The sequence below is a fragment of the Plesiomonas sp. genome (assembly GCF_051650925.1).
Lineage (GTDB): Bacteria > Pseudomonadota > Gammaproteobacteria > Enterobacterales > CAMTGL01 > Plesiomonas.
Genome location: NZ_JBOFRH010000266.1, coordinates 1 through 5,078 on the forward strand (window position 1 = coordinate 1; position 5,078 = coordinate 5,078).

At 45.3% G+C, this 5,078-nt stretch carries 6 protein-coding genes; 4 read left to right on the plus strand and 2 right to left on the minus strand.

Translation table 11 applies throughout. The features are described 5' to 3' along the window. Positions 1–887 (minus strand): porin (locus ACRC27_RS06330; protein ID WP_438639444.1); only part of this gene is annotated, 887 nt, incomplete at its 3' end. 560 nt (positions 888–1,447) lie between these two features. Between ACRC27_RS06330 and dinG the strand changes: the two genes are divergently transcribed. The 4 genes from dinG (at position 1,448) to rsmS (ending at position 4,716) form a co-directional block, all read left to right on the plus strand. Further along, on the plus strand, positions 1,448–3,508 hold the full coding sequence (dinG, locus tag ACRC27_RS06335; RefSeq protein WP_438630591.1) for an ATP-dependent DNA helicase DinG: 2,061 nt from the start codon (positions 1,448–1,450) through the stop codon (positions 3,506–3,508). Between the two features lie 11 nt (positions 3,509–3,519). Then, positions 3,520–4,062, plus strand: coding sequence for a primosomal replication protein PriC (gene priC / locus ACRC27_RS06340; protein ID WP_438623050.1), 543 nt, complete (start codon positions 3,520–3,522; stop codon positions 4,060–4,062). Between the two features lie 158 nt (positions 4,063–4,220). Then, positions 4,221–4,469 carry a GlsB/YeaQ/YmgE family stress response membrane protein gene (locus ACRC27_RS06345; protein ID WP_438623049.1) on the plus strand — a complete coding sequence of 83 codons (249 nt, stop codon included), beginning with the start codon at positions 4,221–4,223 and terminating at the stop codon, positions 4,467–4,469. Between the two features lie 76 nt (positions 4,470–4,545). Continuing rightward, positions 4,546–4,716 carry a pleiotropic regulatory protein RsmS gene (gene rsmS / locus ACRC27_RS06350; protein ID WP_438630589.1) on the plus strand — a complete coding sequence of 57 codons (171 nt, stop codon included), beginning with the start codon at positions 4,546–4,548 and terminating at the stop codon, positions 4,714–4,716. A 141-nt stretch (positions 4,717–4,857) separates the two neighbouring features. Here the strand turns inward: rsmS and ACRC27_RS06355 are convergent. Then, positions 4,858–5,078: hypothetical protein (locus tag ACRC27_RS06355; RefSeq protein WP_438639445.1), on the minus strand; the 221-nt coding region annotated here is incomplete at its 5' end.

Consider the following 5,078-nt stretch of genomic DNA (forward strand, 5'->3'; position numbering starts at 1 on the left):
TCACGGCCATAGTAGCCCGCATAAACTTTAGATTGCTCGATTACTTGGTATTTCACACCTACACCCAGCAAATCAACTTTGGCAGTATCTTTACCAACGGTGTTGTAATCCAGTTTCGCCTGACCGTAATCCAGTGCGATAGCAAAATCGTTGATTTCGTACTGAGTACCAATGCCCCAGATATCTGCATCAGCAGAGTTATGCATAACTTTTAGTGAATCTGTACCACCGTTTGACTTGCCGTGGCCGTAACCCGCGTTGAAAGTCAGACCGAAATCAGAGGTGTAGAATGCTGCCAAGGTATATGCGTTATCAACGTTGTTGTACGCTTCACCTGTTTGCATGGTGTAAGAACCGGCAGCTTTAAAGCCGTTCATTTCCGCTGACTCTACTTTCACAGAGTTAGAAGTACGTGCCAGGAAGGTGTTTTTGTTGCCAAATGGACCCGCATCTTTGCTGTCAGCCATTTTGCCGAAATCCATTACACCACCGTAAGTCCAGGTGTAGTCAGACAGCGCAACATCATCAAATGGAGCTGTGATACGGCCCGCAGTCAGTGTACCCACGCCGTCTAAAGACAGACCGGCATAAGCTTGACGGTTTTTAATTGGGCTATCGCTGGTGCTTTCTTGCTTTTGGGTGTCGTAACCCATTTCGATGTAACCCAGACCAGTCAGGCCGTTACCCAGATTGTGCTTGATACCCAAGCCAATACGAGAACCGTCATCGCCGATGTTAGCATCACGACGCGCACCATCTTCAGCCAACAGGCGAATAGAGCCTTTCAGGTCGATAGAAGTGTCATCATTTTTGTATACAGTTGCTGCGTTAGTTACGCCAGCTGCCAGCAGAGCTGGTACTGCCAGTGCCAGAATTGTCTTTTTCATAGTATTTAATCCACTGCCTTTTCTTTGGTTAGTTTTTATATCTCAGCGCGGTATTTTTACCGTCACCGGAGGTTCCCTGTCGCCCGCTTTAAGGCTAAGCAAGCAACTTGATTTTGATTCGCGGCTAATGCTGACAGAAAGGATTTTTCCTGTCAAACCCCAACCTAAAATCAAATTTTCTGTTTATATTTCATTTGGATAGAGCCAAAACACTGCATTAAACGCCCGAGTTTTATCATAAAAACGCTCTTTTTTTTGAACTTTATCAGAAACGCTTAATGCAATACTTTTCACTGAATATCAAAAAAAACCACTGTATTTTAGATTTATATCCTATAAATAACCGCTAAAATCACTTTAATATGCTACTTATTCGTTTTTTAAACGATAAAATAGCCCATTAATAGCAGCACTGAATCAATCGTGAGATGCTTCACATATTCATTCAAAAGTAGAACCATCCCCAAAATTTTACCTGTATGCAACAGCCAACCTGATTTAAGCAGCGTGATACATCTCACTTTTTGGTAGAATCAGGCTACTAATTATGGAGCCTCTTAATGCTAAATCCTGAAACCAAAGCGACTATTCGCAATGTGTATCGTGCACTTTCAGATGCGCTGCCCGGTTTTAAACCACGCCAAGGGCAACTTAAACTGATTGCTGAAATTGCAAAAACACTGGCCGGTGAACATGCACCAAAGCCGCGTATTTTAGTTGCAGAGGCTGCCACAGGCATTGGTAAATCTCTGGCCTATTTGGTTTCAGCCATTCCCTACGCACAAGCCAATAATAAAAAACTGGTCATTTCCACGGCAACGGTTGCTCTGCAAGAACAATTAGTTCACAAGGATTTACCATTCTATGCTACCTACAGTAAGTTACCGTTTCATTACACATTAGCAAAAGGTCGTGGACGTTATTGCTGCGCACATAAAGTGGCGCAAAGTGTGGCTGATGAAGGGCAATTAGCTTTGTGGGAGAAGCCACCACAAGCAGAGGATTTAGCGATCATCAGCCGGATGAACACGGCACTGCAAGACGGCTCATGGAGCGGTGATCGTGATAGTTTGCCCGAGCCTGTACCCGATCATATCTGGCAACAAGTGGTTTCTGAACGGCATCACTGCAATGCTTCGCTTTCACAGCACCGCCAGTGCCCGTTTCAGCGCGCCCGTTCTGATTTGCTCACCCATGATGTGATAGTGACCAACCACAGTTTACTGATGGCTGATTTAGATCTCGGGGGCGGCGCGATTTTACCCGAAACTGAAAATACCCTGTTTGTTATTGATGAAGCGCACCATCTTCCCGATGTAGCCCGTGAGTTTTTTGCCGTACAACTGCCCCTGCGCCAAAGTGGAACTTGGGTTGAGAAACTCAATCAACATGCCGGTAAATTACTGACTATTCTGACCACTGCGCGCGCGCAAGAGTTAGTTAATCGCCTGCGTTCAGCCCTGACAGAGATCATTCCCGCATTACGCCAGCTAATGCAGATTATCGAACAGGCCGAAAACCAGTTTAATGCTGAAGGTATCTGGCGTTTCCCTTTAGGTGAAGTACCAGAAGGGTTACAACCGTTATTCAGTGATCTGAAAGTTCAGTGCAAGAAAGCCAATCAAACACTGGGAATTTTGCTTGATCAAGCCACCGAACTGGTGCGTAACGATGCTTCATTAAGTGCCCGTGTTGAGCCTTTACTGGCTGAGTTCTCACCGTATCTTGAACGCACAACGCTGCTCGACCGCTGCTGGACAGCCATGAGCAAGGAAGATCACCCTGCTGATGCACCGTTTGCCCGCTGGATAGCCACAGATACTGAATCGCACGATATTATTGTGGCCGTATCCCCACTCGAAAGCGGTGGTAAATTAGATGCTCTGCTTTGGAGCCGTTGTGCCGGTGCAGTACTGTGTTCGGCAACCTTACGTGCATTAGGAAAATTTGACTATTTTTGCCGCCAAGCCGGTCTTGGGAAAGCTGACGATGTAACACACCTAAGTTTGCAATCACCGTTTGATTACAAAAACAATAGTGTGCTCTTAATCCCCGATCTGAAAATAGATCCTGCCGATGATCAGTATACCGATACACTGATCACCGAATTACCTACCTATCTGGCCAATCAACAAGCAAGTTTGATTTTATTTGCCTCATACTGGCAGATGAATCGGGTAGCTGAAGGTCTGCGAGCACAGGGGTTTAGCCTGTTGGTTCAGGGTGAGGCTTCGCGTGATGCTCTGCTGACTTTGCATAAAATGCAGTGCGATGGGAAAAAACCGAGTATTCTGCTGGGAACAGGCAGTTTTTCTGAAGGGCTTGATTTACCCGGTGATTATCTGACCAATTTGATCATTACCAAGTTGCCGTTTGCTGTACCAACTTCGCCTTTAGAACAAGCCTATGCCGAATATATTACGCATAAAGGGGGAAACCCGTTTTTGCAAATTGCTGTGCCGGAGGCAAGCCGTAAACTGATACAGTCTGTCGGGCGGTTGATCCGAACTGAAGATGATCAGGGGCGGGTTGTACTGCTTGATAGGCGTGTGATTACCCGCCGTTATGGAAAAGCGCTGCTTGATGCGCTGCCCCCTTTTCACCGCCATGTAGAATATTAATCGGGTGAAGTATGTCAATTACCGCACGTTTTAGACAAGCACTAACACAGCTTGAAGAGTCAGCCATTACCGCTGATAAAAAACTGCCCACGGCTCCACGTTTTGCTCAAACGCTATTTAAATGCCATAGCCCACGCTTAGCTGATTGTGTAAAAGAGCTAGCGACTAATCTTGATCAGCTTGATCATGCTAAAACTACGGCACAAGCCACCTTTTTGGCCGAGACCATTACCGCCCAATTTACCGCGCTACAACGCGAGCTCTCTACCCAAACTTTACGCCAACAGGAAAACGTACGCACTAAGCCTGCATACCACCATAAAAACTATGGGGAGATCTATGCGGAACTGGCCAAGCATCAAGAGTATGAACGCCGTTTGGCCGATATGATCCGGGTTAAAGAGTCAAACTTAAATCGCTGCGAAACACTGGTACAGCAACGGGCCTTACAACAGGAAATTGCAGCATATGAAGGGCGGTTACAACGCTGTAAATCAGCGCTGAAAAAAATAGAAAACCGCATTGAACAGCGGGATGATCGCCTTTCTCGCTAAAAACCTGAAGATTTAGCTTTTGAGCCATACGCTCAGACTACTGTCACATCATGTCTGCTCAAACCATAACCCGCCAAGATTATTATCGCGATTACGCTTGCTATCAATGCAGACACACTATACTTAGCAAGGTAACTCTCTTTTTATGAGGCAATAATATGGGCATTTTCTCTTGGGTCATTCTGGGCTTGATCGTCGGTATTTTGGCAAAATGGATTATGCCCGGAAAAGATGAAGGTGGTTTTATCATCACAGTTGTCTTAGGTATTGTTGGTGCGGTAATTGGCGGCTATGTCAGCCAGCTAATGGGCATGGCTACTGTGACCGGCTTTAACATTAAAAGCCTGATTTTTTCGATTATCGGCTCTCTTATTGTTCTTTTTATCTATCGAAAAATCAAAAGCTAAGCAACCCATGATCAGTAGTTGAATGGTAATGTGCTACACCAGTATGATAAAGACTCAACCCGTAACAGGAATTACCATGCGCCTTGAACAAGCACCACCGGAAATAAAACTGGCTGTTGACCTTATCTATCTGTTGGAAACCAATGATATTGAACCTGACGTAGTGCTTAAAGCACTTGAGATTGTTAAGCAAGATATGCAGCGTAAATGTACTACACAAGAAACCACGGTAATCCCCGTAGAGTAGAAAACAGAACATGTAGCGATTAAAGAAAGATGGGTTTAATAAATACACATAGCAACGGGGCGAAACCGGTATTGTATTGTCACAGATAGTGTATCTGCCTACAAACAATGCCTGTTCCGCCCCGTTTTTTTACCTCAAGAACTACTCAGCCAGCTTAGGTGGCAATACCTGTGTTGTTGAGTGCACTTTCACTTCATCTTCCGTTGGGGTATTTAGGTTTTTCACGTAAATATCCATCTGGTTGAATGCAATCTCAATGTTGTTCTCGCGGAACAGGTGATCAATCCGGCGATTAAGCTCATCAACGGTAAAGCTGCGATCACGCAATTCACGCACATATACCCGCAATTCATGATCCAGCG